The 25,674-nt window shown below is 73.6% G+C and carries 26 protein-coding genes; 14 read left to right on the forward strand and 12 right to left on the reverse strand.

The window, feature by feature from the left end; translation table 11 throughout:
- Positions 1-211 precede the first annotated feature (211 nt).
- A complete protein-coding gene (locus ACH4MY_RS35775; RefSeq protein WP_398008683.1) occupies positions 212-1,243 on the forward strand; it encodes an NAD-dependent epimerase/dehydratase family protein in 1,032 nt (343 codons plus the stop codon).
- 47 nt (positions 1,244-1,290) lie between these two features.
- Positions 1,291-2,664 carry an FAD-dependent oxidoreductase gene (locus ACH4MY_RS35780; protein WP_398008685.1) on the forward strand — a complete coding sequence of 458 codons (1,374 nt, stop codon included), beginning with the start codon at positions 1,291-1,293 and terminating at the stop codon, positions 2,662-2,664.
- On the opposite strand, the gene ACH4MY_RS35785 is transcribed toward ACH4MY_RS35780, so the two are convergent.
- Both ACH4MY_RS35785 and ACH4MY_RS35790 read right to left on the reverse strand, forming a co-directional pair.
- The gene (locus ACH4MY_RS35785; RefSeq protein WP_398008687.1) at positions 2,637-3,773 is read right to left on the reverse strand and encodes a sensor histidine kinase; all 1,137 of its coding nucleotides are present in this window, start codon (positions 3,771-3,773) and stop codon (positions 2,637-2,639) included. The two genes, ACH4MY_RS35780 and ACH4MY_RS35785, sit on opposite strands and share 28 nt — an antisense overlap.
- Complete coding sequence (locus ACH4MY_RS35790; protein WP_398008688.1) at positions 3,766-4,719, reverse strand: response regulator transcription factor; 954 nt, start codon at positions 4,717-4,719, stop codon at positions 3,766-3,768. The genes ACH4MY_RS35785 and ACH4MY_RS35790 overlap by 8 nt, the downstream gene beginning before the upstream one ends.
- Before the next feature lie 123 nt (positions 4,720-4,842).
- On the opposite strand from ACH4MY_RS35790, the gene ACH4MY_RS35795 reads away from it, so the two are divergent.
- The 3 genes from ACH4MY_RS35795 to ACH4MY_RS35805 are packed head-to-tail and all read left to right on the forward strand — an operon-like array spanning position 4,843 to position 6,844.
- Positions 4,843-5,559, forward strand: a complete 717-nt coding sequence (locus tag ACH4MY_RS35795; RefSeq protein ID WP_398008690.1) for a glycosyltransferase family 2 protein — start codon at positions 4,843-4,845, stop codon at positions 5,557-5,559.
- Positions 5,556-6,188: a DUF2064 domain-containing protein gene (locus ACH4MY_RS35800; protein WP_398008692.1), complete on the forward strand. Its 633-nt coding sequence runs from the start codon at positions 5,556-5,558 to the stop codon at positions 6,186-6,188. Before ACH4MY_RS35795 ends, ACH4MY_RS35800 begins: the two co-directional genes overlap by 4 nt.
- A complete protein-coding gene (locus ACH4MY_RS35805; protein WP_398008693.1) occupies positions 6,185-6,844 on the forward strand; it encodes a class I SAM-dependent methyltransferase in 660 nt (219 codons plus the stop codon). Before ACH4MY_RS35800 ends, ACH4MY_RS35805 begins: the two co-directional genes overlap by 4 nt.
- A 62-nt stretch (positions 6,845-6,906) precedes the next feature.
- Here the strand turns inward: ACH4MY_RS35805 and ACH4MY_RS35810 are convergent, their stop codons facing one another.
- Positions 6,907-7,371: a hypothetical protein gene (locus ACH4MY_RS35810; RefSeq protein WP_398008694.1), complete on the reverse strand. Its 465-nt coding sequence runs from the start codon at positions 7,369-7,371 to the stop codon at positions 6,907-6,909.
- Positions 7,368-8,513, reverse strand: a complete 1,146-nt coding sequence (locus ACH4MY_RS35815; protein ID WP_398008696.1) for a molybdopterin-dependent oxidoreductase — start codon at positions 8,511-8,513, stop codon at positions 7,368-7,370. The genes ACH4MY_RS35810 and ACH4MY_RS35815 overlap by 4 nt, the downstream gene beginning before the upstream one ends.
- A 113-nt stretch (positions 8,514-8,626) precedes the next feature.
- Here ACH4MY_RS35815 and ACH4MY_RS35820 point away from each other — a divergent pair, with 113 nt between their 5' ends.
- Positions 8,627-10,132 carry a hypothetical protein gene (locus tag ACH4MY_RS35820; protein WP_398008697.1) on the forward strand — a complete coding sequence of 502 codons (1,506 nt, stop codon included), beginning with the start codon at positions 8,627-8,629 and terminating at the stop codon, positions 10,130-10,132.
- Positions 10,133-10,310: 178 nt separating this feature from the next.
- On the opposite strand, the gene ACH4MY_RS35825 is transcribed toward ACH4MY_RS35820, so the two are convergent.
- Positions 10,311-10,823: a hypothetical protein gene (locus ACH4MY_RS35825; RefSeq protein ID WP_398008698.1), complete on the reverse strand. Its 513-nt coding sequence runs from the start codon at positions 10,821-10,823 to the stop codon at positions 10,311-10,313.
- Complete coding sequence (locus ACH4MY_RS35830) at positions 10,820-12,100, reverse strand: molybdopterin-dependent oxidoreductase (protein WP_398008725.1); 1,281 nt, start codon at positions 12,098-12,100, stop codon at positions 10,820-10,822. The genes ACH4MY_RS35825 and ACH4MY_RS35830 overlap by 4 nt, the downstream gene beginning before the upstream one ends.
- A gap of 366 nt (positions 12,101-12,466) precedes the next feature.
- Here ACH4MY_RS35830 and ACH4MY_RS35835 point away from each other — a divergent pair, with 366 nt between their 5' ends.
- Positions 12,467-13,486: a TIGR00341 family protein gene (locus ACH4MY_RS35835; RefSeq protein ID WP_398008700.1), complete on the forward strand. Its 1,020-nt coding sequence runs from the start codon at positions 12,467-12,469 to the stop codon at positions 13,484-13,486.
- A 3-nt stretch (positions 13,487-13,489) separates the two neighbouring features.
- On the opposite strand, the gene ACH4MY_RS35840 is transcribed toward ACH4MY_RS35835, so the two are convergent.
- Positions 13,490-14,401: a YhjD/YihY/BrkB family envelope integrity protein gene (locus ACH4MY_RS35840; protein ID WP_398008702.1), complete on the reverse strand. Its 912-nt coding sequence runs from the start codon at positions 14,399-14,401 to the stop codon at positions 13,490-13,492.
- Positions 14,402-14,407: 6 nt separating this feature from the next.
- On the reverse strand, positions 14,408-15,706 hold the full coding sequence (locus ACH4MY_RS35845) for a hypothetical protein (protein ID WP_398008704.1): 1,299 nt from the start codon (positions 15,704-15,706) through the stop codon (positions 14,408-14,410).
- Positions 15,707-15,932: 226 nt separating this feature from the next.
- Here ACH4MY_RS35845 and ACH4MY_RS35850 point away from each other — a divergent pair, with 226 nt between their 5' ends.
- The 5 genes from ACH4MY_RS35850 (at position 15,933) to ACH4MY_RS35870 (ending at position 19,870) form a co-directional block, all read left to right on the forward strand.
- The gene (locus ACH4MY_RS35850; RefSeq protein ID WP_398008706.1) at positions 15,933-16,343 is read left to right on the forward strand and encodes an SHOCT domain-containing protein; all 411 of its coding nucleotides are present in this window, start codon (positions 15,933-15,935) and stop codon (positions 16,341-16,343) included.
- A gap of 156 nt (positions 16,344-16,499) precedes the next feature.
- Positions 16,500-17,135, forward strand: coding sequence for a hypothetical protein (locus ACH4MY_RS35855; RefSeq protein WP_398008708.1), 636 nt, complete (start codon positions 16,500-16,502; stop codon positions 17,133-17,135).
- Positions 17,136-17,143: 8 nt separating this feature from the next.
- Positions 17,144-17,401 (forward strand): DUF1049 domain-containing protein, encoded by a 258-nt coding sequence (locus ACH4MY_RS35860; RefSeq protein WP_398008709.1) that lies wholly within the window; start codon positions 17,144-17,146, stop codon positions 17,399-17,401.
- A gap of 87 nt (positions 17,402-17,488) precedes the next feature.
- Positions 17,489-18,106, forward strand: a complete 618-nt coding sequence (locus tag ACH4MY_RS35865; protein WP_398008710.1) for a TetR/AcrR family transcriptional regulator — start codon at positions 17,489-17,491, stop codon at positions 18,104-18,106.
- Between the two features lie 93 nt (positions 18,107-18,199).
- Positions 18,200-19,870 carry an acyl-CoA dehydrogenase family protein gene (locus ACH4MY_RS35870; protein WP_398008712.1) on the forward strand — a complete coding sequence of 557 codons (1,671 nt, stop codon included), beginning with the start codon at positions 18,200-18,202 and terminating at the stop codon, positions 19,868-19,870.
- A 69-nt stretch (positions 19,871-19,939) separates the two neighbouring features.
- Here the strand turns inward: ACH4MY_RS35870 and ACH4MY_RS35875 are convergent, their stop codons facing one another.
- Positions 19,940-20,941, reverse strand: coding sequence for a LacI family DNA-binding transcriptional regulator (locus ACH4MY_RS35875; RefSeq protein ID WP_398008714.1), 1,002 nt, complete (start codon positions 20,939-20,941; stop codon positions 19,940-19,942).
- Between the two features lie 209 nt (positions 20,942-21,150).
- On the opposite strand from ACH4MY_RS35875, the gene ACH4MY_RS35880 reads away from it, so the two are divergent.
- Positions 21,151-22,098 (forward strand): nitrilase-related carbon-nitrogen hydrolase, encoded by a 948-nt coding sequence (locus ACH4MY_RS35880; RefSeq protein WP_398008716.1) that lies wholly within the window; start codon positions 21,151-21,153, stop codon positions 22,096-22,098.
- 86 nt (positions 22,099-22,184) lie between these two features.
- On the opposite strand, the gene ACH4MY_RS35885 is transcribed toward ACH4MY_RS35880, so the two are convergent.
- Entirely contained in the window at positions 22,185-23,135 is a 951-nt protein-coding gene (locus ACH4MY_RS35885) for an SDR family NAD(P)-dependent oxidoreductase (RefSeq protein WP_398008718.1), read from the reverse strand.
- A gap of 217 nt (positions 23,136-23,352) precedes the next feature.
- On the opposite strand from ACH4MY_RS35885, the gene ACH4MY_RS35890 reads away from it, so the two are divergent.
- The gene (locus tag ACH4MY_RS35890) at positions 23,353-23,952 is read left to right on the forward strand and encodes a GNAT family N-acetyltransferase (RefSeq protein ID WP_398008720.1); all 600 of its coding nucleotides are present in this window, start codon (positions 23,353-23,355) and stop codon (positions 23,950-23,952) included.
- A 26-nt stretch (positions 23,953-23,978) separates the two neighbouring features.
- Here the strand turns inward: ACH4MY_RS35890 and ACH4MY_RS35895 are convergent, their stop codons facing one another.
- Both ACH4MY_RS35895 and ACH4MY_RS35900 read right to left on the reverse strand, forming a co-directional pair.
- Positions 23,979-24,482 (reverse strand): GNAT family N-acetyltransferase, encoded by a 504-nt coding sequence (locus tag ACH4MY_RS35895; RefSeq protein WP_398008721.1) that lies wholly within the window; start codon positions 24,480-24,482, stop codon positions 23,979-23,981.
- A 185-nt stretch (positions 24,483-24,667) separates the two neighbouring features.
- Positions 24,668-25,453 carry a sulfite exporter TauE/SafE family protein gene (locus ACH4MY_RS35900; RefSeq protein WP_398008727.1) on the reverse strand — a complete coding sequence of 262 codons (786 nt, stop codon included), beginning with the start codon at positions 25,451-25,453 and terminating at the stop codon, positions 24,668-24,670.
- Positions 25,454-25,674: the final 221 nt, after the last annotated feature.

A 25,674-nucleotide genomic window follows, 5' to 3' on the forward strand; every position in this document is an offset into this window, starting at 1 on the left:
TTCCCGGCACACCAGCGTCGCATTGACGCGTTCTTTACACCCTAGTGGGTGGTCCGATCCCCTCACCAGACGTCTCCCACCTGCTGGAACCGCTCGGCGGCCGGCGGGTCGGGACCGGCCAGCCGGTCCCCCGGCCGGGAAACCCCTTACGGATCCATGACACGCGGCCCGTCGGACCCCCTGCCGGGGCGCAGCGTCATAGCTTCGGTCCATGCGCGTACTTGTGACAGGAGGAGCGGGCTTCATCGGCTCGCACATCGTGGCCGAGCTGATCGGACGCGGGCACGACCCGGTGGTGTTCGACCTGGCGGGAGACGGCCGGGACGTCCGGGACCCGGAGGCGGTACGGGAGGCCCTGGCCGGCGTCGACGCGGTCTGTCACCAGGCGGCCAAGGTGGGCCTGGGCAAGGACTTCGGGGACGCACCCGGCTATGTCTCGGCCAATGACCTCGGTACGGCGGTGCTGCTGGCCGGGATGGCGGAGCGGGGCGTACGCCGGCTGCTGCTCGCCGGGTCGATGGTCGTCTACGGCGAGGGCCGGTACGAGTGTGCCGCGCACGGCGTGGTCCGGCCCGGACCACGTGCCGAGGCCGACCTGCGGGCCGGGCGGTTCGAGCCGCGCTGCCCGCGCTGCGCCGCCGACCTCGCACCCGGCCTGGTCGGCGAGGACGCGCCGATGGACCCGCGGAACGTCTACGCCACGACCAAGCTCGCACAGGAACACCTGGCCGCCTCGTGGGCGCGGGCGACCGGTGGCCGTACGGTCTCGCTGCGCTACCACAACGTGTACGGGGAGGGGATGCCCCGCGACACCCCGTACGCGGGGGTGGCCGCCCTGTTCCGCTCCGCGCTCGCGCGGGGCGAGGCGCCGCGCGTCTTCGAGGACGGCGGTCAGCGGCGGGACTTCGTCCACGTACGGGACGTGGCGGCGGCGAACGCCGTGGCGCTGGAGGCCCTGGCGGAGGGGCCGGGGTTCGCGGCGTACAACGTCGGCAGCGGCGATCCGCGGACCGTCGGCGACATGGCCGGGGCGCTGGCCGTCGCGCACGGGGGCCCGGACCCGGTGGTCACCGGTGAGTACCGGCTGGGCGACGTCCGGCACATCACCGCCGACTCGGCGCGGCTGCGGCGCGAGCTGGGCTGGCGTCCGGCGGTGTCGTTCGCGGAGGGCATGTCCGCACTCGCGGCCGGAGGGGAGAATCCCGCCGCGCGTCACGAGGCCGGGCTCACCCGGCAGCCCTAGGGCACCGGTGGGAAAATCGGGGGAGGGACCCCTCCCCTGGAGGCCTCATGGACACGCGCGGGCCTCACCGGCTGGGCGAGAGCGCCGTCGTCGTCGGTGCGGGCATGGCGGGGCTGTGCGCGGCCCGCGTGCTCTCCGACCACTTCGGGCAGGTCACGGTCGTCGACCGCGACGTCTTGCCCGAGCAGGCGCGGTCACGGCCTCATGTGCCGCAGGACAGGCATCCGCACCTGCTGCTCCACGCGGGCAGCAGGTTGCTGGAGGGCTGGTTCCCCGGCATCCTCGACGAGCTGTACGCCGCGGGCGCGACCGAGTTCGACATGTGCGGCGACTTCTACCGGCACCAGTGCGGCGGCCCCCTGATCCGTCCGGCCAGCGGGATGGTCGGCCCGGTCATGTCTCGCCCCCTGCTGGAGGCCACCGTCCGGGGGCATGTCGCCGCCCTTCCCGACGTGGCCTTCCGGGACGGCTCCCCGGCCAAGGGAGTGGTCACCGGCGACGGGGGTGCCCGGATCGTCGGGGTCCGGTTGTCCGACGGCTCCGCCCTCGACTGCGACCTCCTGGTCGACGCCACCGGACACCAGGCCAGAAGCCTGGGCTGGCTGAAACGGATGGGGTACGCCGAACCGCCGACCTCCGTCGTCACCGTGGACATCCACTACGCGAGCCGGACCTACCACCGGGAGGAACAGCCCGCCCGGGACTGGAAGGCGGCCGCCGTGATCGGCGGCCCCGATTCCCGGCGCCTCGCTGTCGCGCTCCCCTGGGAGGGAGACCGGTGGGTCGTCGGGCTCGTCGGCGTCAACGGCGAGGTCCCGCCGGCCGACGAGGCCGACCGGCTGGCCTTCGCCCGCTCCCTGGACTCACCGGTCATCGCCGACCTCATGGCCGCCTCACGACCGCTGGACGAAACCGCCGTGTACCGGTTCACGGCCGACCGGCGCCGGCATGTGGAGCGGATGCGACGGTTCCCCCTGGGCTGGGTGCTGATCGGCGACGCCGTGTGCAGCCTCGACCCGGTCTACGGACAGGGCATGAGCACGGCCGCCCAGCAGGCGGCCGCACTCGGCCGGGTCCTCGACGAGAGCCGCGCCCTCGACCGCCACTTCTCCCGCCGCTACTTCCGTGCCGTCGCCCACCCGGTCGCCGTCGCCTGGTCCGCCGCCGCCGGTGGCGATTTCGCGTACGCGGACACCACCGGCAAGAAACCGCCGGGCACCGATCTGTTCAACCGCTACCTGGCCCGGGTCGCCCACGCGGCCCAGCAGGACTCCACGGTGTGCGTCCGCTTCAGCGAGGTCGCGGGCCTGGTCCGCCGCCCCGAGTGGCTCCTCACCCCCGCGTTCGTCCTCCGGGTACTGCGGCACGCGCGGCGGCCCGGGGAACCGGTCCGTCAGCCGGAGTCGACCGGGGCCCCGTGACCCGCGGGGACGGGCAGGGTCAGTTCGAAGCGGCAGCCGCCGATGACGTTGCGGACGTGGGCCCGGCCCGCGTGGGCCTCGACGATGCCGCGGACGATCGCCAGGCCCAGGCCCGCGCCCGCCGGCGGCGTACGGGCCGGGGTGCCGCGCCAGCCGGTGTCGAAGACGCGCGGGAGGTCCTCCTCCGGGATGCCTCCGCAGGCGTCCGTGACCGACAGCACCACCGTTCCCGCGCGGCCTTCGGCGGCGATCGCGACCGTGCCGTCGGCCGGGGTGTGGCGGATGGCGTTGACCAGGAGGTTGGAGAGGACCCGGGTCATCTCCTTGCCGTCCACCTCCACCGGGAGCGGGGCGATCCCCTCCCCGACCAGACGCACGCCGTGCTCCCCGGCCAGTGCCTCGGCGCCCGCCAGGGCGTCGCCCACCAGGTCGTACAGGGACATGCGAGTGGGGCTGAGGGAGAGTGCGCCCGCGTGGATGCGGGAGAGCTCGAACAGGTCGCCGACCATCGTGTTGAGGCGGTCCACCTCGGTGCGCATCTGCCGGTGGTAGCGGGCGGGGTCGGGCGCCATCCCGTCCTCCAGCGCCTCCGACATGGCGCGCAGACCGGCGAGCGGTGTGCGCAGATCGTGCGAGATCCAGGCCACCAGTTCGCGCCGCGAGGCCTCCAGGGCGCGCTCCCGCTCACGAGAGGCCGCCAGGCGCTCGCTGGTCAGGGCCAGTTCACGGCTGAGTGCGGTGAGCTCGGCCGGAGCCGGTATCGCCGGCGCCGTGAAGGTGCCCGCCTCGCCGAACACCCGGGCGGCGTCGGCGAGCTCCCGGCACCTTCGTACGACCTGGCGTCCCAGCAGCAGCGCGGTGCCAAGCGACACGGCGGTGGCCATCGCGACGACCGTGGTGACCACGGCCAGGTCGTGGGAGGACAGGAACATGGCCCAGGCCACGGTGAGCGTCCCGGCGAGCATCGCGGACACCGCGACGGCGGCGACGACCGCGAGGGAGACGGCGACGCTGCGGCGTCGGGACATCCGCAGCGCGACGGCTCCGAGGAGGCCGGCGGCGCCCGCGCCGAGGAGGGCGTAGAGGGCGATCAGCGAGAGGTCACGCATGGCCGCCCACCGCCGTTCCCCCGCTCGTCCCCGCGGGCGCTCCGGACTCCGCCGCCGTGCCCGCGTCGAAGCGGTATCCGGCGCCCCAGACCGTCTGGATGAGCCTCGGGCTCGCCGGATCGTCCTCGATCTTGCCGCGGAGTCTGCGGACGTGGACGGTGACGGTGGACAGGTCGCCGAAGTCCCAGCCCCAGACGTCACGCATCAGCCGTTCCCGGTCGCAGACCTGTCCCGGGTTCCGCATGAGGTAGGCGAGCAGATCGAACTCCCTCAGGGTCAGGGCGAGTTCCCGGCCCTCCTTCGACGCCCGGCGGGCCGCCGGGTCGAGGTTCAGGCCCGCCGCGGTGAGGCGGGGGCCGCCGGGCGGGACGGCAGGGACGGCGCGGCGCAGGACCGACCGCACGCGCAGCACGAGTTCACGGGGGCTGAACGGCTTGGTCACGTAGTCGTCCGCGCCCACCTCCAGGCCCAGGATGCGGTCGTCCTCGTCACCTCGGGCGGTGAGCATGATGACCGGGACCGGAGGAGCTCCGTTCTCTCGTGCGCGGAGCCTGCGGCAGACCTCCAGACCGTCCATGCCGGGCAGCATGAGGTCGAGGACCACCAGGTCCGGGCGGCGGTCCCCGGCGGCCCGCAGGGCGGTCGGACCGTCACCGGCGAGGCGTACGGAGAATCCGGCACGGTCGAGGTACCGGCCCACGACCTCCGACACGGTCGGGTCGTCGTCCACGACCAGCACCGAGCCCTGGACGCCGGCCCCGACCGTGTCTCCGGTGCCTCCGGTGCCTCCGGTGCCTCCGGTGTCTCCGGTGCCTCCGGTGCCTCCGGTGTCATCGGTCGCGCCTGTGGCGGCTTCGCGCGTCTCGGTCCCGCCCGCGTCGTCGGTGCCTGCCGAGCCGGCCGAGCCGTCCTCCGGGTCCGTGCTGTCCACGGTGCTGACTGCCATGCCCCCAGACTGTCACCCGTACGGGCTCCGATTCCCTCGGCTCTCCCCCATCCGGGACGGCGTCCGCGTTTCGTAAGGTCTGGAAACCCCCTTCTCCGATGCCCGCTTCCTACGGTGTGGAGGGTGACTTCCTCTGCATGCGCACCGCCCCGTGCCGACCTCGTACTGCCCTGCCTCGACGAGGCCGAGGCGCTCCCCTGGGTGCTGGCCCGGGTGCCCGCCGGATGGCGGGCCATCGTCGTCGACAACGGTTCGACCGACGGCTCCGCGGAGATCGCCCGCGGCCTGGGCGCCACCGTCGTCCACGAGAGCCGGCGCGGCTTCGGCGCCGCCTGCCATGCCGGGCTGCTCGCGGCACGCGCCGACCTCGTCTGCTTCTGCGACTGCGACGCCTCCATGGATCCGGGGCTGCTCGCGCCGATGGCCGCGCGGGTCGCGGCCGGTGAGGCCGATCTCCTGCTGGGCCGCCGACGCCCGCAGGGCCTCGGCGTCTGGCCCGCGCACGCCCGCGCCGGAAACCTCGCCCTGGCCCGGATGCTGCGCCGCCGCACCGGGCTGCGGCTGCGCGATCTCGGTCCGATGCGGGTGGCGCGCCGCGAGGCCCTGCTGGGCCTTGAGCTGACCGACCGGCGCAGCGGCTACCCGCTCCAGATGGTCGTACGGGCCTCGGACGCGGGCTGGCGGGTCGCCGAGACGGACGTCCCGTACCTGCCGCGTTCGGGGAGGTCCAAGGTCACCGGCACCTGGCGGGGCACCTGGCACGCCGTACGGGACATGCGCCGGGTCCTGGCCGAGCCGTCGCGCGACCGGTCCGAGCCGGTCGGGGAGGTCGCCGCGTGAGCACGCTCCTGGTGATCGCCAAGGCTCCCGTGGCCGGCCTGGTCAAGACGCGGCTGAGCCCGCGGTTCTCCCCTCGGCAGGCGGCGGACCTGGCCCGCGCCGCGCTCCAGGACACCCTCGCGGCGGTCCTCGCCACTCCGGCCGGGCGCCGTGTCCTCGTCCTCGACGGCGACCCTGGGCCCTGGGTGCCCGACGGGATCGAGGTCGTCCGCCAGTGCGCGGGCGGGCTCGACGCCCGGCTGGCCGCGGCCTTCTCCGAGGCGGGCGGCCCGGCGCTGCTCATCGGCATGGACACTCCTCAGGTCACTCCCGGCCTCCTCGCCCGGGGCCTTCGGTTCGGCGACGCCGACGCCTGGTTCGGCCCCGCCGACGACGGCGGGTTCTGGGCGCTCGGCCTGGCCGAGCCGGACCCGGCGCTGCTCCTCGGCGTTCCCATGTCCGTACCGCACACGGGGCGCGACCAGCGCCGGCGGCTGACCGCGTCCGGGCGGGCGGTACGGGACCTGCCGGAGCTGTGCGACGTGGACACCCCGGCGGACGCGGCACGGGTCGCGGCCGCCGCACCCGGCACCCGCTTCGCCCGCCTCCACGGCGAGCTCCGGGCCGGTCTGTGCGGAGCGGCCCGATGACCGCACCGCCGGCCGACACCTGCGCCCCGGCCTGGGGGGCGGACCCGTACGCCGAGGCGCTCCGGGCCGGCCGGGGCCCGCTCTACCTGCGCCGCGGCGACGGCTGGCTGCTCCCCCTGGAAGTCGACCGTTGGTGCGCCGAACCCGACGCGGCCGACACCACGGTGCTGGACCGCTGCGCTGGACCCGTGCTGGACATCGGCTGCGGACCGGGCCGCCTCGTCGCCGCGCTCGCCGCACGGGGGCACCGGGCGCTGGGTGTGGACGTCACCCCGGAGGCGGTGGCCCGTACCGTACGGGCCGGGGGCAGCGCGCTGTGCCGGTCGGTCTTCGATCCGCTGCCCGGTGAGGGCCGCTGGGGCACCGTCCTGCTCATCGACGGCAACATCGGCATCGGTGGCGATCCCGCCGCCCTGCTGCGCCGGGCCGCCCAACTCGCCGCCACGGGCGGCTCCCTGCTGGTCGAGGTGGCCACGGCCGATGTCGACGAACGGGTCGAGGTACATGTCGACGACGGCCGCGGCGGTCGCGGCGCGCCGTTCCGGTGGGCCCGCCTGGGTGTCCGGGCCCTGTGCGCCGAAGCGGCGGTGGCCGGCTGGACCCGCTCCCTCACCTGGCAGGCCGCGGGCCGCAGCTTCGTGGGTCTGCGGCGTTGACCGGGTGACGGCGGGTCGCCGACGCCCCTCGGGCGTCGGCGGCCCGCCCCGGGGAGGGCGCGTCAGCGCCGCCGGGCCGCCCGCCGCGCCCATGCCGCCGCCGACCACCGGACCGCCGGCGTCGACCGCCGGACCGCCCACCTCACGCCCGCCCGGGTTCCGGCGTATCCGACCGTGATCACGGCGACGGCCGCCATCGCGAGGAGCCAGTTCCGCGGGTAGTCCAGTGGCAGCACGGTCGCGTTGGCCACCGGTCCGGGGCGCAGGAGCGGTGGCAGGGCGATCACCGTCAGGGAGCCCGCGACGATCAGGGCCGCGCGCGGAGCTCCGCGCAGGCGCGGTCCGGCCGCCGCCGCGAGTGCGCCGACGGCCATCACCAGCGGTGCGATCACCGCGTCGTGCACGAGAACCCCGCCCGCGAGCCACAGGACGACCGACCACGGCTCGGGTCGCCCGATCACCAGTGACCCGCCGAAGGCCATGAGGGCGAGCCCGCAGCCCCCGACCACGTACCGGCCGGCGCTCACGACGACACCTCCAGCCGGCCGACCCACTTGGTCTGGAGCACTCCGGGCCTGTTCGGCGCGATGATCCGTGCCGGGTAGCCGTGGTCCAGGGACAGCACGTCGCCGTTCAGGCCCAACGCCAGCAGGGTGAGCGGGTCCTGCGCGTACGAGCGGCCCATCTCCGTCACCCGGTACGCGCCCGCCGCCTCCAGCGACACCACCCGGCACCGGGCGCGTGGTCCGCCCCCTGCCCGGTCCAGCAGGTCCCGCACCCGCACGCCCGTCCAGCGGGCCGACACGCTCCAGCCCTCCACGCAGGCGAGCGGCAGGGTCACCTCGTACTGCCGCATGGCCCGCAGCTCCTCCAGTGTGAGGCTGTACGGACGGGGTCCGGCGACGGTCAGCCGCCAGTCGGCCAGGGACGCCTCGGTGACGAGTGCCGCGGCGGCGGTCCGGTTGACGGGCAGTCCCTGCGGAGCGCGGGCCGGGCTGCGCGGGCCGAGGAGGTCCAGTGGGCCGAGTGCGGTGACGGACTGGCCGACGGTCGTCAGCGTGACGGCGCCGACCCCCGCCGCCACGGCGGCGAGCAGTTGGCGGCGGTCGGGTCCGTCGGCCGCGGCCAGGGCCTGGGTGCCGGGTGAGCGGCGGGTGAGGTGGTCGCGGATCGCGGGCCATTGAACGGCGAGGTGGAGCAGGAGGGCTCCCAGCAGGAGCCAGGCGACGGCGTAGTGCACGGGCACGAAGGAGAACGGCCAGGGGTACCACTGGGCGGTGTTGAGGAGTCCGGTGAACAGCTCGAAGAGCGCGGCGGCGACGAGCAGCGCCACGGAGAGGCGTTCCAGCGCGTGCCGGACCGAGCGGACGGGCGGCCACGCGAAGAGCCGTGGGTAGACGGCCCACAGTTTGGCCAGGAGCAGGGGGACCGCGGCGATGCCGGAGGCCACGTGCAGTCCCTGGGTGAGCCGGTAGCCCCAGTACGGGCGGCTCGGCAGCCGGTCGGCGAGCAGCGCGGGCGGGTGCTGGAGGTAGTGGCTGAGCACGCCGGTGACGAAGCACACGGCGACGGCGAGCCCCAGTCGGCGACCGAGCACGGTCGCGGTGCGGGCGTCGTGCAGACGCGCCGTGAAGGTGAGCGGCGGCCCGGAGGGCGGGGTGAGGCGCATGAGCCCATGACACCCCCGGCAGGGCCCGCGCGGGCGGTGGGAACACCTTACGAAACACGGACGTGCGGGGCGCCCGGCGCCGCTTCGGGGCCCGTTCCTGAAACGCTTCGGACGTGAACCCGCGCACCGCCCCGACCGCCACCGCCGCCACCGCCGCCTCCGCCGCCGGGCGTTCCGCCGTCGGCCGCACCGCTCCCGCCTCGCCGGGCCCGGTGCTGCTGGCCGGCACGGCTCTCGCCGCCCTCACCGCCGTCCTCTGCCTGACGATCCGGTACGACGGTCATGTCACCGACCCCGCCGGGCTGTTCTGGAGGTACGCGGCCTGCTGGGCGCTGTTCGCGGGGGCGTCGCTCGCGCTGCGCCGGGTTCCGTCCTCGCGTGTCGTGCCCCTGCTCGTGGCCGGCGCGATCGCCGTGACGGTGACGGGGCTGGTGGCGCCGCCCCGGACCAGCACCGACTCGTACCGCTACGCCTGGGACGGCCGCGTGCAGTCCGCCGGCATCTCCCCGTACGACCATGCTCCGCGGGACCCCGCGCTGGTCGGGCTGCGGGATTCCTGGCTCTTCCCCACGGGTGACGCCTGTGCGGGACCTGACCTGTACCCCCTGGCCGGTACGGGCCCCACGCGGAGCTGCACGCGCATCAACCGGCCAGCCGTGCACACCATCTATCCGCCGGTCGCGGAGGTGTACTTCCTGGCCGTCGACCGGCTCTCCCCCGGGGGAGCCCGGCACAAGCCGCTCCAGATCGGCGCCGGTCTGATCTCGCTGGGGGTGACGGGTGCGGTGCTGCTGATCCTGCGCCGGCGGGGCACGGACCTTCGCCGGGCCGCGTACTGGGCGTGGTGTCCCGCCGTGCCCGTCGAGGCGGTCAACAACGCTCATGTCGACGTCCTGGGGGTGCTGTCGGCCGTGATCGGCCTCGGGCTCGTCGCGGGGACCGGCTCCGGCCGCCGGAGGATGGGCGGACGGGCGGCCGGCGGCCTGGTCCTGGGCGCCGCCGTCGCCACCAAACTGATGCCGGCGGTGGTCCTGCCCGGGGCGCTGTCCGGAGTCCGCCGCGTCCGCGACGCGGCCGCCGTGCTGCTGCCGGCCGCGGCGTTCACCGCGCTCGCCTATCTGCCGTACGTGCTCCTCTCGCACGGCTCCGTCTTCGGCTATCTCGGCGGCTACGTGGAGGAGGAGGGGTACTACGATCCTTCGGCCGGATCCCGGTACGCGCTGCTCCATCTGCTCCTGCCCGACAGCTGGGCGTTCCCGGTGCTCGTCGCCGTGATGGCGGGCGTCTCGGTGTACGTGATGCGGCGCGGCAGCCCGTCCCGCCCGTGGAGCGGCGCGCTCCTGGTCACCGGCTGGGCCTTCGTCCTCCTGACACCCGGCTACTCCTGGTACGCCCTGCTCCTGGTGGCCCTCGTGGCGCTGGACGGGCGCTGGGAGTGGCTGGGCGTCGCCTTCGCCGGCGCGGCCGTCTACGTCCTCGGCCCGGTCTTCGGCCACGAGTGGACGTTGAGCGCGACCGCGTACGGTCTCGCGGTCCTTCTCGTGTCGGGGGCCACCGCGGTGCGCCGGAGGCACAGGACCGGGAGCCGCCGGACCGAGGACGGACCGGGCCGGGCGTAGGCGGGAGGGGCGCAGGTCGGGGCCGTGGGCGAGAGCGGGGGCGCGGACGAGGACGAGGTGGTCGGGTCGGCCGCCGTCGGCCGGGGGTCCGGTCCCGGGGCTGCGGGGGCGGTCGGCAGCGCTTCGTCGACCGTCTCGTTCCGCCAGAGCTTCCACGGCCGGAACCAGTAGGAAAGTCTCACGTCCGGGGCCCGGTCGGGCGGGGTCGTGCCGCTCGTCTTCGAGGTGCTGTCTCCCGCCACCGGCGGACGAGGAAGATCGCCGCCGACAGGGCGAGGAGAGCCGCGGTGATGAGCAGCCAGCGCCCCAGGAAACCGTCGGCCGGGAGCCCTGTGGCCGCCGTGTAGTGGGGGACCCGGCGCAGGATCAGCGGCCACCAGACCAGGAGCAGCAGCCCCGAGACGAAGAGGGGTACGCGCACAAAATTGACGCTCGGCCTCGGCGGCGCCTCCCCCGCGCCGGCCCTCCCCCTGAACAGGCGCTGCACCGCCCGGTCGGTCACCACGTAGAGGGGGAGGAACACGAGGTCGTGCAGGAGGGCCGCGCCGACGAACCAGAGGGCCACGCCCAGGGTGTCTCCCTCGAGCAGGCGGACGCCAGCGTAGGCGGCGAGGGCGAAGGAGGTCAGGACGAGGAGGAGGTGGAGCGGGGAGGCTCCGTAGCGGCGGCGGAAGGCGGTCGTGCGGCTCATGCCGGCTCTCCGAAGGTGAGGCGGGCCACCCACTTGGTGTTGTGGACGCCGGGAGCGCCGGGGACGATCACCCGGGCCGGGTAGCCGTGGTCGTTCGAGAGGACGGCACCGTTGACCCGTACCGCGAGGAGCGAGCGCGGGTCCCGGACCTGGTTGTCCCTCAGGACGACCGAGGTGAACGGCCCGCCCCGCTGTACCGATTCCACCAGAACCCGCGGGGTGTCCGTGCCCCTCCCGACCAGTGCGGCCAGGTCGGCGAGCCGTACTCCGCTCCACAGCTGGTCGGGGGTCGACCAGCCCTCCACACAGGCGATGGGAAGGGCCGCCTCGTGCTGCTCCATGGCCAGCAGCTCGTCCCGGGTCAGCACGACCTGGCGGCCGGCCTCGCCGCGTACGCTGAGCCGCCAGGCGGGGCCGATGTCGCTGGGCCGGATCCCCACCGATGCCGCGGTCTTGTTGATCTGGAAGCCGTTCGGCCCCGAGCCGGGGTCCCGGCCGTGCGGGGCGAGCAGCGCGGTCGCGCGCCACCAGCCGCCCACGCTCTGACCCGCCGTCACCACGAACAGTGCCAGGGATCCGAGTCCGACCATGCCGAGAGCGCCCCGGCGGGAGATGGTCGGCGGCGCCGGCCGCGGAGCGACCAGCCCGGCGGCTTCCCCGCTGCCGGCCTCCGGCTGCCCGGTTCCGCGCCCCACGGCCCGGAGCGCCCGCGGGAGCCGGAAGGCCACGTGGACGACGAAGGCGCCGATGAACACCCACGCCCCGTAGAAGTGCAGGACGTAGAAGGAGCCCGGGAAGATGTAGTGCAGCTGCACGTTGAGGATGCCGGTGGCGAACTCGAAGCCGGCTCCGCCCACCAGCAGGAGCAGGGACAGTCGCTCGACGCCGTGCCCGACCGACCGCACGGGCGGCCATGCGAACAGCTTGGGGACGACCGACCACAGCTTCGCGAGCAGCACCGGCACGAGGACGACGCCCAGGACCACGTGCACGCCCTGGTTGAGCCGGTAGAGCCAGGACGGCGAGGTGGGCCAGGAGAACAGGTAGAAGCCGAGCCATCCCTTGTCGGGCGTCTGGTCGTTGACCGGGGACAGATCGGGGTTGTACGCCGCGTACGACAGCAGGCCCGTCACGAACAGCACCGTGATTCCGGCCATCAGGACAAGTCCGAGCACGGCCGTCAGCCACGGGCCCCGCAGCGGGCTGCGCCAGAACTCCGGACGCGCCGGCCCGGGAGGGGGCCCCGACGGGAGAGCGGAGTCCACGGCGCCGCGCACACGGGTCAGCAGGGCGGGCGGTTTCGGCGGCTTCGACGGTTCCGAGGGCCTTCGCGGGTTCGACCCGGGCTGATCCCGCTCACCGTCACTCGTCTCCAAGGGGACTCCTCCGCACACGCGCCGACCGTCGGGGAGAACATCCCGCACCTGGGGTCCTTCGGGGCCTCGTGACACGCGCGGGTCTCGTGGCGCATGCAGGTCTCGCATACACGTACGGGTCTCCTGACACGTGCGCCCGAGGCCGGCGGTGTCGAAGTGCGGTCGTACCGCGAACCCATAAGATCGTGTGAGCCGATATGTCCCCTCAGCGAGGTCTCGCACGCGTCCTCGGCTCCTGACCCGCACCCGAGACAGGACGGAACCACCATGGCAGGTGTGAGTGCGGACGCGGCACGCCGGATGGCCGACGCCCTGTACATCGAACGGGCCTGGCGCAGCCGCAGCTCCACCCGTTTCTGGGTGCTCCTCGTCCTGGCGGCGGTCATCGCCACCGCCGGTGTCATCGGCGACTCCACGGCCACGGTGATCGGGGCGATGATCGTCGCCCCTCTGATGACGCCGATCCTCGGCAGCGCCCTCGCGCTGGTCCTGGCGGACCGCGCGCATCTCGTCCGCAGCGCTCTGCTCGTGCTCGCCGGTGCGGCGGCGGTCGTCCTCATCGGCATGCTGCTCGGGTGGATCGTCTCCCCTCCCGACGCGTTCGCCTCCAACAGTCAGGTGTCCTCCCGCATCAGCCCGCGGCTCATCGACCTGCTCGCGGCCCTGGCCACGGGTACGGTCGGCGCCTTCGCCCTCGTACGGACCGACATCTCCGACACCCTGCCGGGCGTCGCGATCGCCATCTCGCTGGTGCCGCCGCTGGCCGTGACGGGACTTCTGATCACCGTCCACCGCTACCACGACGCCGGCGAGTCGGCGCTGTTGTTCGCCACGAACGTCGCGGCGATCGTCGCCACCGGCACGGTGGTGTTCCTGGCGTACGGGGTGCGTGCGGGGGCCCAGGAAGCGGCGCTGCCGGTGGGTGCGTTCCGGGGCCGGACGCTCGCGGCCGTGGTGGCCGTCCTGCTGCTCGTCGCCGTGCCTCTCACCACCGGCACGGTGGCGGTGGCCCGCGACCGGGCCCTGGCCGCGAACGCCCGGCCCGTCGCGGAGCGGTGGGCCGCCGACCGCAGCTGGCAGATCGCCTCGGTCGAGGCACGCAACGGCGTCGTCGTGATCGGGGTCCTCGGCCTGCCCCCACAGCCCGCCCCGACGGCGCTGCGCGCCGCCCTGGACCGCGACGGTATGCGGGACGCGGACCTGGAACTCCACCTCGTCGGCGGCCGTACGCACTGGTGCCCGGCCGGTGGCCTCACCTGCACGACGCGGGAAGCGGCCCGCAGCTGACGGTCACCCGTTCCCGAGTGGGGTCTGCTCCGTCGGACCGTCCGCGCCCGTGGTCCCCGGCGGGTCGTCCCTCGCTCTCAGGTAGCGGTCCAGGGGCGGCTCCTGCGCCAGCACCGCGCCGATGGTGAACGCGAAGGTGAGGGCCGCGCACACGACGATCAGCCAGGACAGCATCGTGAGGACGAGGCCGAGGGATCCGTACTCCGCCAGCGCCCTGTTGAGCGCGTTCGGCATGTACAACCGCGCGGTCAGCGACAGCACACTCGTGGCCACGGCCGCCAGGAGCCCGCCGGGAAGCAGAAGCCGCCACGGGACGCGGCCGACCAGCAGCAGGTGCTGGGTCCACATCCAGATCCCCGTGCTCACCAGGAAGAAGACGGGGACGCCGACCCACAGCCCCGCTCCGAAGCCGTCCCGCAGGGGACCCTGGAGCAGGACCGCGATCATCAGCACCAGCAGCCAGACCAGCCAACGCCAGACCGCGACCCGCGTCCTGGACTTGGGCAAGGCCCAGGCGCGTTCACAGACCCGGGCCATGGCCCGGCTGAAACTGGTCGCCGAGGCCAGGGCGACGACCAGGCCGACCGCACCCGTCGTCTCCCGCAGCTCGGCGTCGCCGGAGTGGCCCAGAACCTGCTGCAGTTCGACGTCGGAACGACCGCTCAGGCCGAACATCGCACGCAGGGAATCCCTCAGTTGCTCCCGTACCGACTGCGGGGCGAACGCGGCGACGGCGAAGAGGAGCGGCACGGCGGCGAGGAACGCCTGGGCCGCCAGCCGGGTCCCCCCGTCGAGCAGGTTCCCCGACAGCAGCCGGTTCGCGACCTCCGACAGGACGGGCAGCCGCTCCTCGGCCGAGGAGCGCAGCCGCCGAAACCGCTCCGCCCACGCCGCCGTCCGGCCTGTTCCCGGCATCCGCCGCTACGCCTGGACATGTGCTTCGTCGTCGGCGTCCGAGGGCTCCGCCGCCAGGAACCCCATCACCGCGAAGGCGAAGAGCAGGGCCAGGGCGAGGCCGACGACGACCCAGCCGGTGGGGTGGTCCCAGAGGATGTACACGAGGACGGCGAGCGCGACCAGGATCCAGGTGATCCACTTGCGGTGGCGTCGTACGAACGGGCCGACCGGTCCCGTCCGCAGACCGGCCGAGTCCGCCGCGGTGCGGGTGGCGGTGATACCGGAGTTCCACATGCGGCGGGTGACGACGGCGGGACGGCTGGGACCGACGAGCCAGGCGGCGACGGCGAGCACCACGCCGAGGACGACGACCATGCGGACCGTGGTGCGCAGGAAGTGGATCAGCGCGTCGTAGACGGACGCGGCCGCGGCCTGGGACACGGTGTCGGGCAGGGCGTTGAGGTAGACCGTGCGGAACACGGTCAGACAGACACCGAGGAACAGGGCGGCCACGGCCACGCCGAGCGCCGAGGCGATCAGGGTGCGGCGGCGGTGGACGGAGAGCAGTACGCCCGCGGCCACCAGCAGGACGGCGATGACGGGCAGCCACAGTCCCATGATCTGGAGCAGGCGGAAGCCGGTCTTGACCTTGCCGATGTCCTCGGACTTGACGATGGTGAAGTCGGTGTGGATCTCGGGGATCTTGGCGGCGACGGTGAGCCCCGAGTCGACGAGCCGCTGCTTGACCCGCTCGATCACGGGTGCCAGGTCGACCGTCACGGTGTCGTTGTTGATCTGTACGGCTCCCTCGTCGCTGCCGGTCAGGGCGCGGACGAGCGAGGTGTGGATCGCCCGGTTGGCCTCGGTCCAGATCGTCTCGAAGCCGTCCGATGCGACGACCTCCTGCGTCTTGTCGCGGACGAAGCTGCTGACGGCGCTCTCCAGCGACCCTCCGAGCCGTCCCAGCGCCTTGGCCAGCAGAGGACGCTGGTCGGGGGCGACCCCCTCCAGGAGGTCCTCCAGGTCGATGTGCTCCATGACCGCGGCGGTCACCCGGTTGGCGACCGCCGCCTGGACGTCCTCGTCGGAGGCGAGCGGGGCGACCGTGGAGACGTACCGGTCGGTGTCGCCGACGATGTCGGCGGTCCACGCGGAGACGATGCCCAGCGGGACGAGCAGACAGCCGATCACGATCAGGACGGCGGCCAGGAACGACCTTCCCCGGTGGCGCGGGGTGGGGCGGCCGGCGTCCGCCTCCGCCTCCAAGGCGGCGACCCGGGCCCGCAGCGCGGCCAGTTCGTTCGGGTTCTCATCCTGCGGCACGGGTGCCTCCTCGCGGTTGTGCTCCAGGGAAACCCGTCCGCGCGGTTCCGGCGAGGCGGGGCGGAGCAAACGAGTGAGAGCACGAGGAAAGCGGTCCGGTCCGGCCTTCCCGCAGGCCCGATGCCCGGCTCGCAAGATCGGACAAACAGGCTGATACTTCTCAAAAGCTATATCTCATCAGCTAGGTGCCGTCAGCTGATGGACGCACACCCCAACGGAGGCGACGATGGACGACTATCCGCTGCTGGACATCTTCTGGACGATGCTCTGGTTCTTCCTGTGGATCATGTGGTTCTTCCTGCTGTTCAGGATCATCACCGACATCTTCCGGGACGACGAGATGAACGGCTGGGGCAAGGCCGGCTGGCTGATCTTCTGCATCCTGCTGCCGTTCCTCGGCGTCCTCGTCTACGTCATCGCCCGCGGATCGAGCATGACCAAGAGGGACGTGAAGCACGCCCAGGCGTCCGAGGCGGCCTTCCAGGACTACATCCGCAAGACCGCCGGATCGAGCCCCGAAGGCGCGACGGGCGGCCACGCCGACCAACTCGCCAAGCTCGCCGAACTCAAGGACAAGGGCGCGCTCACCGAGGCGGAGTTCCAGCAGGCCAAAACGAAGCTGCTGGCGTCCTCCTAGGCGTGTCACGCCGGTCCGAACCCGATCGGCACGTCACCCACAGTCCCCCGCCCCGGGCGGCAGGCCCTCTTCACGTCGACCGGGAAAACCCTCGCGCACGGCGACTCCACCCGGCCCCCACTGGGAGAGGGCCAGCTCCCCTCCCAGGAGGGCCGCATGGACGACCACACACGTGGCACCCCTGAAAGGCGCCCCGGCGATGCCCGCGCCGGCGGCGCCGGGCACCTCGCACGCGCCCTGCCCTGGCTGTTCCTGGCGATGGGGGCGGCCTACCAGGTCAGCACCCCGAAGGAGCTGACCGGAGCGCCGTTCTTCGCCGCGGCCCCCCTGATCGCGGCGCCGCTCATCACCAGCTTGGCCACGGTCCTCTTCGGTGGCGCGGGACTCCTCGCCGCCGCCTCCTACGACACCGGGCACGCGGGCGGCACCACCGAGACCCAGGGGCTCTTCACGGAACTGGCCACCCTGGCCTTCGTCACGGCGATCGCCGTCCTCCTCAACCGCGTCGTGCGCCGCGAGCGGGAGCGTCTCGCCTCGGCCCGCGGCGTCGCCGAGGCGGCGCAGCGGGCCGTGCTCCCGATCCCCGAACGCCACCTGGGCGGCCTGACCGAGGACGTCTTCTACGATCCGGCGGACCGCCTGGCCGGCCGGGTCTTCGCGTCACCGGACCGTCTCCTCGACGCGCTCGTGGCCGACGTGCGCCGGTTCACCGCCGGCCCGCTGTCCGACGACATGGCCCTGTTGGCCGTCCGCCGCCCCTTGAGTCGACCGGGCGACCATACCGGTCGATAATGGAACGCATGTCCAGGAATACGACGAAGAAGCCGCACGACCCGTCGACCCTGACCGTCAAGGGCCGCGACATGCGCGTGCGCACGATCGGCTTCGTGGTCCTCGCCGCTCTGGCCATCTGGTTCATCGCGGCCAACACCGGCTCGGTCACCGTCAGGATGTGGATCCCGGAGGTCACGCTACCCCTCTGGATCGTCCTGACCGTCACCCTCCTCGTCGGCATCGTCCTCGGCCTCTTCATCGCCCGGCGCCGCGCGCGGCGGTGAACGGCCGGGCGTCCCGCGCCTCTGATCGTTCGTACCGGGGTGCCCGCGTGTCTGGTGTGAAGTTCTGAACGGTGATTCACTGCTTCCATGGCATACCGCAAGACGCCCGCCGAGCTGGCACGGCTCAGCAGCGCACGGGAGCATCTGATCCAGCAGGCCACCGATGTCGTCGCCGAGGTGGGCTGGGCACAGGCCTCCGTGAACACCGTCGCTGCCGCGGCCGGGATCGCGGCCGGCTCGGTCTATCAGCACTTCCCCTCCAAGGCGGCGCTGGCCGTCGAGGTCTTCCGGCGTGCCTCCGGCCGTGAGGTCGAGGTCCTGGGCGAGGTGCTGCGCAGCCCGGGCGCCCCCGTGGAGCGGCTCACCCGCGGAGTCGAGGTCTTCGCCCGGCGGTCCTTCGAGCGCAGAGGCCTGGCCCACGCCCTGCTCGCGGCGCCCGCCGAGCCCGCGGTGGGCGCCGAACGCCTGGAGTTCCGACGCCGGTACCGCGCGCTGTTCGCCGAGGTCGTGCGAGAGGGCGTGGCGGCGGGAGCCCTGCCGGCGCAGAACCCCGAGATCACCGCCGCCGCCCTCACCGGCGCGATCGGCGAGGTGCTGGTGGACCCACTGGGCGCGTCCGACGCGGACTCCACGGAACAGCTGATCACCGAGCTCATCGCGATGTCGCTGCGCTGCCTGGGCGCGGGCCGGGCGGCGACGGGCTGACCGTGACCGGGCGGCGCACCGGACGCGCGCGGACCACGCACCGCACCACCTTCCCGACGACACGCCCTCCCGACGACTCCGAAGGACACGACCATGACCACCACCGCCGGCACCCGTCCGGTCAGCAACCCCACCGCGCGCACCCACGAGGTGACCAACCAGACTCCCCCGCTGGTGGGTCACGACGTCGCCGACGACCCGGTCCTGCTGGAGGGCGTACGCCGCGAGGGCGCCGAGTGGTACCTCGACGACCTGCACCGGATCGGGCGACGCACCGGCAGCGAGGAGGTCCAGCGCTGGGCAGAGGAGGCCAACCGCCACGAGCCCGAGCTGCGCACCCACGACCGCTACGGCAACCGCGTCGACGAGGTCGACTTCCACCCCTCGTACCACTCGCTGATGGACGTCGCGATCGGCGAGGGACTGGCCGGCGCGCCCTGGGCCGACGAGCGGCCCGGTGCGCATGTGGCGCGCGCGGCGGGTTTCATGGTGTGGAGCTCCGCCGAGGCGGGCCACGGCTGCCCGGTGTCGATGACGTACGCCGCGGTGCCCGCGCTCCGCAACTCCCCCGAGCTGGCGCAGGAGTACGAGCCGCTGCTGACCGGCCGGGTGTACGACCCGGGGCTGCGGGCGCCGGGCGGCAAGCGCGGTCTCCTCGCGGGGATGGGCATGACGGAGAAGCAGGGCGGCACCGACGTCCGCACCAACACCACGACGGCGGTCCCGGCCCCCGACGGGAGTTGGCGGCTGCGCGGCCACAAGTGGTTCACCAGCGCACCGATGAACGACCTGTTCCTCGTTCTCGCCCAGGCCCCGGGCGGGCTGTCCTGCTTCCTCGTCCCGCGCGTGCTGCCCGACGGCGGCCGCAACACCTTCCGCATCCAGCGGCTCAAGGACAAGCTCGGCAACCGCTCCAACGCCAGCAGCGAGCCCGAGTTCGACGACACCGTGGCCTGGCTCGTCGGCGACGAGGGGAAGGGCGTGCGGACCATCATCGACATGGTCACCATGACCCGCCTGGACTGCATCCTCGGTTCCGCCTCCGGTACGCGCGCCGCCCTCGCGCAGGCCGCCCACCACGCCCGCCACCGCGCGGTGTTCGGCGCCAAGCTCATCGACCAGCCGCTCATGCGGAACGTCCTCGCGGACCTGGCCCTGGAGTCGGAGGCCGCCACCACGCTCGCCCTGCGGGTCGCGGGGGCGACCGACCGCGCCCAGCGCGGCGACGCCGGCGAGCGGGCGTTCCTCCGGCTGGCAACGGCGGTCGGCAAGTACTGGGTGTGCAAGCGTCAGCCGGCGGCCGTGGCCGAGGCCCTGGAGTGCCTGGGCGGCAACGGCTACGACGAGGCGTCCGGCATGCCGCGGCTGTACCGGGAGGCCCCGCTGAACGGCATCTGGGAGGGCTCGGGCAACGTCAACGCCCTCGACGTGCTGCGCGCGTTGGTCCGCGAACCGGAGTCTCTGGAGGCCTTCCGCGCCGAGGTGGAAGCGGCGGCGGGCGCGGACTCCCGACTGGACGCGGCGTGGCGGGACGTACAGGGCGAGCTGGCGCGGCCGGAGGACGCCGAGCTGCGCGCCCGGCGCCTGGTCGAGCGGCTCGCGCTGGTCCTGCAGGGCTCCCTGCTCGTACGGCACGCTCCCGCTCCGGTGGCGGACGCCTTCTGCGCGTCGAGGCTGGCCGGCGACCGGGGACTGGCCTTCGGCACGCTCCCGGCGGACACGGACCTGGCGGGAATCATGGAACGGCTTCCGGCCGGTCTGTAGGCGGCGGGAGTCACCCGCCCGTCGCCCGACCCGGCCGGCCTTTTCTCCCTGGGGGGAGGGCCGGCCGCGTCAGATCGGTCCGGCGGTGGAGGCGCGCGTCTCCAGGGCCCACGCGTGCCGGCGCACCGTGTCCGGGCCCGCACGGCCGGCGAGGACGTCGCAGAGGAGTTCCGCGCAGGCCCGGCCGTACGCGGCGGGGCGCAGATCGACGGCGGTGACGGGCGGACTGCCGCCGCGGGTGGCGGCGCCGTCGACGCAGGAGGCGACGAGGAAGTCCCGCCCCACGGTCCGCCCGAGCGCGGCGGCCGCGAGGACGACACCCGGCGCCGCGCCGTCGGGCGCGCAGACGACGGCGTCGATCTCCGGGTCGGCGGCGAGCAGGGCCAGGGTGGCCTGCTCGGCCTCGTGCGCGGTGGCGGCGAAGGAGACGGTGCGGATCTCCACCGGCACTCCGTGCTTCCGGCCCCAGATGTCGGCGGTGGCATGGAGGGCGGCGGCCCAGGCCGAGGTGTCGGCGGGGGCGAGGAGCGCGGGGCGGCGGGCGCCCCGGGCCCGGACGTGGTCGAGGAGCACGGTCAGGGAGGCGGAGTTGTCGCAGACGACGGCGCCGGTGGGCGCGGCGGCGGGCCCGAGGTAGCGCTCGCCGGTGACGACGGGGACGCCGGCGTCGAGGAGGGCGGGCACGGCGGCGTCGCCGATCTCGGGGTCGACGACGAGGAGGCCGTCGACGCGCGAGGCGAGTCTGCCGTGCGTGCCGGTGGCGGGGGCGAGCAGGACGACGTCGAGTCCCTCCTCCTGGGCGCGGGCGACCGCCCCGAAGGCGAGGTTCATGTAGTAGTCGAGCCGTGTCGCGGTCTGGGGCAGATGCAGCCCGATCGCCCCGGTGCCGGCGCGGCGCAGTCGCTGCGCCGCGCTGTTCGGCCGGTAGCCCAGCCGGTCCGCGACCTCGCGGACCCGGTCGCGGGTGGCCTCGGCGACGCGCCCCGAGCCCTGGAGGGCGTCGGAGACGGTGCTCTTGGAGACTCCGGCGGCGCGGGCGACGTCGAGGAGGGTCACGGTGCGGGCGTTCACCCGTCCGAAGTGTAGACGTTCGGGGCCGGCCTTGCCGGAACGTTCCGGCACGGTCTACATTCCCCCTTGCCGGAACGTTCCGGCACGGTGGGCGCGACTCTGCGGCCGCTCGCCGGATGCCGCATGACGGGCCCTTTGACGCCTCACATCTTGACTGAACATTCAGTTAACGATCACATCGACCCCTCGACTCCCGAAAGCAGCCCGCCATGACCTCGTACGCACTCCTCACCTCCTACGGATCCCCGCTCGGCTCGCCGGGCCGCACGGCACCCGCCGAACGCGAACCGCTGCGGGTCGGTCTCGTCCAGATGCGCTGGTACGCCGACCCGGTCGAGCACGACGACCGGCTGCGCGAGGGCGTGGCCCTCGCCGCCGAGCAGGGGGCCACGGTGGTCTGCCTGCCCGAGCTCACCCGCAGCCCCTACTTCTGCAACACCGACGACCCGATGGCCGACGGCGCCGCCCGCCACCTGGAGGACGTCGACTCCGGCCCCACCGTCGCGCTCGCAGCCGAGCTGGCCACCGCACTCGGCATCACCGTCCACGCCTCCCTCTACGAGCGGGCGCACGACGGCGGCCTCGGCTACAACACCGCCGTCTGCGTCGACTCCGACGGCAAGCTGATCGCCCGGACCCGCAAGAACCACATCCCCGCCTTCCCCGGCTACCGCGAGGACCTGTGCTTCCGCCCCGGCGACAGCGGGTTCCCGGTCGTCGACCACGCCGGCGCCCGGTTCGGCTTCCCCACCTGCTGGGACGAGTGGTTCCCCGAACTGGCCCGCGCCTACTCCCTGGCCGGCGCGGAGATCCTCGTCCACCCCACCGCCATCGGCTCCGAGGTGGACCTGCCGGAATTCGACACCCGCCCCATGTGGGAGCACGCCATCAGCGCCAACGGCCTCGCCAACGCCCTCTTCATGATCGTCCCCAACCGGGTCGGCACCGAGGGCCGCTCCACCTTCTACGGCTCGTCCTTCATCTCCGACCCCTACGGCCGCGTGATGCTGCGCGCCCCGCGCGACCGGGGGGCCGTCCTCGTCGCCGACCTCGACCTCGACCAGCGCCGCGACTGGCTGGAGTTCGGCCTGATGAGGACCCGCCGCCCCGAGCTGTACACCGGCCTCACCGAAGGTCTCGACTCGCGGGCCGTCTGAGGCGTGTCTCCTCGCCGCGCTCGCCGGTCGACCGGAGCTGAGCAGCGCGGTCGGCCCGAGGTCGGCTGCCCCGGGCGCGCCTCCCTCTACCGGAAGCCGAGGTGCGGAGCGGTGTCGGTCAGTGCGCAGCTGGCGGCCCACAGGCGAGCGGCGATCTCCGGATCTGCCATGTGGGAGGGGACGGGCTCGCGCCGTGGTGTGCCTCGCAGGCCGAAGAACCTCGGGCCCCACAGTTCTCCTCCCCGCACGTCGGGGTCGAGGACTGCGCGGACGACGGGCCAGGCCCCGGCGTTCTTTCCCTGCACCAGGAGCCCGGCGGGCACGGCGCGCAGTCGCTCGGCGGGGGTGGTCAGGTGGACCGGCGGGCGGGAGGGGGTGAGTGAGTCCAGCGCGCCACCGGGGTGGGCCACCACGCTGCGCACCGTGCTGCCGACGGCTCGCAGACGTCGGTCGAGTGCGAAGCCGAAGGACATCTGTGCCAGCTTCGACCGGCCGTAGGCGCGCTTGGGCCGGTAGTCCCGGGTCGACTGCAGATCGCCCGGGTCCAGTCGCTCGGACCGCGCCGCGAAGCTTCCCACCGTCACGATGCGGCCCGCCGGCGCCGCTGACAGCAGGGGGGCCAGCTGTCGGGTGAGCGCGAAGTGGCCGAGGTGGTTGGTGCCGAACATCAGCTCGTGGCCGTCCTCGGTCTCCCGACGCGGCGGGTCGTCGAGCGCGACCCCCGCGTTGTGGACCACCGCGTCGAGACGATCGAGGTCCAGCCCGTCCACGACGGTCTTCAGGGACGACAGGGCGGCGAGGTCCAGGGAAAGGTGCCGTACGTGCGCGCCGGAGACGCGCGAGCGGATCGAGGTCATGGCGGCCCCGGCCTTCGCGGCGTCCCGGCTGCCGAGCACCACGACGGCGCCGGTGGCGGCGAGCTGCTCGGCGACGAAGTAGCCGATCCCGGCGTTGCCCCCGGTGACCAGGAACGTTCTGCCCTCGGCGGTCGGCGGCCGGTGAACGTCCCACGGCCCGCTCCGGGATGCGAAAGACATGATGACAGGCTCCTTGCGCTCGGGCAGCGTGCTCACGGCGAGCACCCTCCCTCCCAACGTCGCAGCCTTCACCGACAAACCGTCGACAGATCGCGGCCACCGCCGACAGGCCTCCGGCACCCTCCACTCCGGGCTCGTCGGCGACCCGGCAGGACGGTGCGCCGCCGGACGGAGAAACCCGGTGGTCCCGCCCTGAAGACGCCCATAGCATCCGCCCATGACCGAAGACATCATGATGACGCGCGACGGACAGGAAGAAGCCCGGAGGGAGCTCGCCTGGCGCGCCGGGACCGTCGGCCTCGCGGCTGTCGACACGGACGACGCCGAGCTCCTGCACAGCTGGCGATCCGACCCCGTCGCCGCTCACCACATGGGGATCTGGCCTCGCTCACTCACCGCCGTGCGTGAGCGCGTCGAGCGTGACATCGAGGACGACGACCGCGACGACTTCGTCGTTCTCCTTCCCGACGGCACCCCTGTCGGTTACGTGGCTCTGGCCGGCCAGAACATCGTCGACGGCACGGCTCGGGTGGAGCTGATGCTCGATGCCCGGCATCGCGGGAACGGCCACGGAACCGCCGCCCTCGACGCCGTGGTGGACCTGGCCTTCGGTGAACTCCCGATGTACCGGCTCACGGCGGAGACCCACACGGAGAACGCCCCTGCCCTCGCCGTCCTCGCCAAGTCCGGCTTCACGCGGGAAGGGATCAGCCGCGCCGCCTGCCTCCACCGCGGCCGCCGCCACGACATGGCGGTGCTCTCGCTCCTCCGCCCCGAGTGGGAAGCCCTGAACCGCCCTCGCGCCTGGGACGCCTGACCCGGCAGCCGGCAGCCGGCAGCGCTCTACTCCTCCACCTCCGTGCGGTACACGCGCAGCCCCCGGCTCCGGTAGTTGAGGAGCGCGCTCGGGTGGTCGTGGGAGTTGGTGTGCAGCCATACCCTGCGGACGGCCTCCGCCCCCAGCGGTTCCGTCGCCCAGGCCTGGCGCAGCGCCAGCGTCAGGGCGTGCCCGCCGAGTCCCCGGCCGACGTACTCCGGCAGCAGACCGAACGTACGGAGCTCCACGTCCCCGCCGGGCAGGGGTTCCAGCGCGGCGATCCCGGCCGTCTCGCCCGCCAGTCTGATCAGCCAGTACTGACGGTGCGGGTGCTCCCGCGCCAGCTCGTCCCACTCCTGACCGGACCGCGTCGAGCTGCGCCACCCGTAGGCCGCTCCAACCCGGGCCTGCACCGAACGCGCCACCTCCGAAAGCCCCTCTTCGCGCCGGAGGTCCAGCGAGGGAACAGCCCTCCCGGGCTTCAGCTCACCGCGGTCGGTCATCTCCAGATACGTGACAGTCTTGGCCATCCCGGCACGCTATCGGGAGCCACTGACACCACCACGGCGACCGGCCCGGGGACGTACCACCGGGTCGGGGCGGTGGGGTCCCGGCGCGAGACGCGGCACCAGGGCCACGCCCGCCCCTGCGGCCACCAGGCCCTGGACCACCGCGTAGTCGTCACTGAGACTCCGGGCGCGCCCCACGCCCGACGTCAGCCGAGGGTCTGGACGGCGTAGAGCGCGCCGACGGCGGTGGCGAGGGTGCCGAGGAGGAGCCGCAGGAAGGTCTCGGGGAGACGGGGCTGGACGTGGGCTCCGAGGTAGCCGCCGACGAGCCCGCCCAGCCCGCAGGCGATCCCGAGCGGCCAGTCGGGGGCGATCGGGCCCCCGGCGGCCAGCGAGAGCAGCGCGTACGTGCCCGCTCCGACGACCGAGGTCACGAACGTGGACGCGAGGGCGGCCGGAGCGACCTCGGCGACCGGCACCCCTCGACCGGCGAGGATCGGGCCGAGGAGGGAACCGCCGCCGATCCCGTAGATCCCGCCGACCGTGCCCACCACCAGGGCCAGACCGCCGGTGCCCCGGGCCGACAGCCCGCGGGCCGGCCGCTCCCCCGCGGCCGGCCGCAGGGTCCGCGCGCACAGCCACAGGCCGAGCGGCAGGAGGAAGACGGCGATCAGCAGACGGAACACGGTCGGTCCGGGGATCGCGAACACCCGGACGACCGCGCCGATCACGACCCCGGGGACCGTTCCGGCCAGCAGGAGACGGGTGAGCGGCCCGCCGAGCCTGCCCGCGCGCGCATGGCGGACCAGGGCGCCGGGACCGGCGACGACGTTGTAGAGGAGGTTCGTGGGCGTCACCGCAGGAGACGGCACACCCAGGACGCTGACCTGCACCGGCAGCAGGAACACCGCGCCGGACACACCGGCCGGAGCCGTCACCACCGAGATCACCAGCCCGGCGGCGAACCCCAGCAGCCCGGACGACCAGTTCACCGCACGGATCTTTCGTCGCTCACGCATCTTTCGTCGCTCATGGATCAAGTATCGGCAGCGTCGGGCGAGTTCGGCACAGAGGGGTACGTCAGCGGGCCGCTCGTCTCGTCCGACGACCGGTGCGGTCTAGCTTGACTCTGTCGGGGATCTTGGAATTCCTCGGTGCCAGCATGATCAACGGGCATGCTCGGGTAGTTCCGCCGACCGATACAGCTGTCGAG

Origin of the sequence: Streptomyces sp. NPDC017246 (assembly GCF_044331325.1) — a bacterium.
GTDB lineage: Bacteria > Actinomycetota > Actinomycetes > Streptomycetales > Streptomycetaceae > Streptomyces.

Excerpts from the sequence above, each read along its gene's own strand:
- ACH4MY_RS35775 (WP_398008683.1), top strand. The coding sequence starts at position 212 with ATGCGCGTACTTGTGACAGGAGGAGCGGGCTTCATCGGCTCGCACATC.
- ACH4MY_RS35780 (WP_398008685.1), top strand. The coding sequence starts at position 1,291 with ATGGACACGCGCGGGCCTCACCGGCTGGGCGAGAGCGCCGTCGTCGTC.
- ACH4MY_RS35785 (WP_398008687.1), bottom strand. The coding sequence starts at position 3,773 with ATGCGTGACCTCTCGCTGATCGCCCTCTACGCCCTCCTCGGCGCGGGC.
- ACH4MY_RS35790 (WP_398008688.1), bottom strand. The coding sequence starts at position 4,719 with ATGGCAGTCAGCACCGTGGACAGCACGGACCCGGAGGACGGCTCGGCC.
- ACH4MY_RS35805 (WP_398008693.1), top strand. The coding sequence starts at position 6,185 with ATGACCGCACCGCCGGCCGACACCTGCGCCCCGGCCTGGGGGGCGGAC.
- ACH4MY_RS35815 (WP_398008696.1), bottom strand. The coding sequence starts at position 8,513 with ATGCGCCTCACCCCGCCCTCCGGGCCGCCGCTCACCTTCACGGCGCGT.
- ACH4MY_RS35825 (WP_398008698.1), bottom strand. The coding sequence starts at position 10,823 with ATGAGCCGCACGACCGCCTTCCGCCGCCGCTACGGAGCCTCCCCGCTC.
- ACH4MY_RS35835 (WP_398008700.1), top strand. The coding sequence starts at position 12,467 with ATGGCAGGTGTGAGTGCGGACGCGGCACGCCGGATGGCCGACGCCCTG.
- ACH4MY_RS35840 (WP_398008702.1), bottom strand. The coding sequence starts at position 14,401 with ATGCCGGGAACAGGCCGGACGGCGGCGTGGGCGGAGCGGTTTCGGCGG.
- ACH4MY_RS35850 (WP_398008706.1), top strand. The coding sequence starts at position 15,933 with ATGGACGACTATCCGCTGCTGGACATCTTCTGGACGATGCTCTGGTTC.
- ACH4MY_RS35855 (WP_398008708.1), top strand. The coding sequence starts at position 16,500 with ATGGACGACCACACACGTGGCACCCCTGAAAGGCGCCCCGGCGATGCC.
- ACH4MY_RS35860 (WP_398008709.1), top strand. The coding sequence starts at position 17,144 with ATGTCCAGGAATACGACGAAGAAGCCGCACGACCCGTCGACCCTGACC.
- ACH4MY_RS35865 (WP_398008710.1), top strand. The coding sequence starts at position 17,489 with ATGGCATACCGCAAGACGCCCGCCGAGCTGGCACGGCTCAGCAGCGCA.
- ACH4MY_RS35870 (WP_398008712.1), top strand. The coding sequence starts at position 18,200 with ATGACCACCACCGCCGGCACCCGTCCGGTCAGCAACCCCACCGCGCGC.
- ACH4MY_RS35880 (WP_398008716.1), top strand. The coding sequence starts at position 21,151 with ATGACCTCGTACGCACTCCTCACCTCCTACGGATCCCCGCTCGGCTCG.
- ACH4MY_RS35885 (WP_398008718.1), bottom strand. The coding sequence starts at position 23,135 with ATGTCTTTCGCATCCCGGAGCGGGCCGTGGGACGTTCACCGGCCGCCG.
- ACH4MY_RS35890 (WP_398008720.1), top strand. The coding sequence starts at position 23,353 with ATGACCGAAGACATCATGATGACGCGCGACGGACAGGAAGAAGCCCGG.
- ACH4MY_RS35895 (WP_398008721.1), bottom strand. The coding sequence starts at position 24,482 with ATGGCCAAGACTGTCACGTATCTGGAGATGACCGACCGCGGTGAGCTG.